The organism is Sphingomonas sp. DC4900, assembly GCF_049896485.1.
Taxonomy (GTDB): domain Bacteria; phylum Pseudomonadota; class Alphaproteobacteria; order Sphingomonadales; family Sphingomonadaceae; genus Sphingomonas; species Sphingomonas aquatilis.
On sequence record NZ_JAFCUK010000044.1, the window covers coordinates 1 to 1,227 of the forward strand.

1 protein-coding gene is annotated in these 1,227 nt (G+C 63.5%); it reads left to right on the forward strand.

The features are described 5' to 3' along the window. Positions 1–79 precede the first annotated feature (79 nt). A protein-coding gene (locus ACP690_RS18050) for an IS3 family transposase (RefSeq protein ID WP_413243585.1) occupies positions 80–1,209 on the forward strand; the annotation gives its coding sequence in 2 pieces (ribosomal slippage) (positions 80–335 and positions 335–1,209; 1,131 coding nt in all). Positions 1,210–1,227 lie beyond the last annotated feature (18 nt).

Here is a 1,227-nt window from a genome sequence, read left to right on the forward strand (position 1 = left end):
TGACGTCCTCCCTATTTTTTCATCCAAGCTGAGTGAGAGTTTTCCGGCCCTTTGAAGCCTGCGGGCAAGGAGCTGGGACATGAAGAAGTCGAGATACACGGAAGAGCAGATTGCGTTTGCGCTGAAGCAGGCGGAGACGGGCACGCCGGTGGCGGAGGTCATCCGCCGTATGGGCGTATCGGAGCAGACCTTTTATCGCTGGAAGAAGGTGTATGGCGGGCTGGGCGTCGGCGAGCTGCGGCGGGTCAAGCAACTCGAGGACGAGAACCGCAAGCTGAAGCAGCTCGTCGCGGATCTGAGCCTGGACAAGCATATCCTGCAGGATGTCCTAGCAAAAAAGCTCTGACGCCTGGGCGACGGCGCGAGATCGTCGCGTACGTCCAGGCGTCCCACGGCGTCAGCGAGCGGCGCAGTTGCCTCGCGCTCGGCGTCGACCGCTCATCGGTGCGCTACGTGTCGCACAAGCCGGACCAGGCGCCGCTGCGGCTGCGCATCCACGATCTGGCGGCAGCACGGGTGCGCTATGGCTATTTTCGGATCTACATCCTGCTGCGCAGGGAGGGCTGGCTGGTGAATCACAAGCGGGTTTACCGGCTATATCGGGAGGATGGATTGAGCCTTCGGCTCAAGCGTCCCCGTCGCAACGTCAGCGCGGCGAACCGCGAACGCCAGCCTGCGGCCTCGGCGCCCAACGAGATGTGGTCGATGGACTTTGTCTCGGATGCCTTGTTCGATGGCCGGCGGCTGCGGGCACTGACGGTGGTCGATGCGTTCACCCGCGAGGCGCTGGCGATCGACGTCGATCAGGGCATCAAGGGCGAGCAGGTTGTCGCGGCGGTGACGCGGATCGCGTCAGTACGTGGTGCACCGAAGACCATTCGGGTGGACAATGGCCCGGAGTTCATCTCGAAGGCGCTCGACCGATGGGCGTATGAGAACGGCGTCACGCTCGATTTCTCGCGGCCGGGCAAACCGACCGACAACGCCTTCGTCGAGAGCTTCAACGGCCGGCTTCGCGACGAGTGCCTGAACAGCCACTGGTTCCTGTCGCTGGCGGACGCTCGTGCCAAGATCGAGGCCTGGCGGCGGGACTATAACGAGAGCCGTCCTCACACGGCGCTTGGCTGGCTCACGCCAGCCGAATATGCTGCATCCGTCGGGGTTAACCCCGACGGATGCAAACCGGAAACTCGCATCATGCCCGGATGAGAAACCGGGGGACCGTCA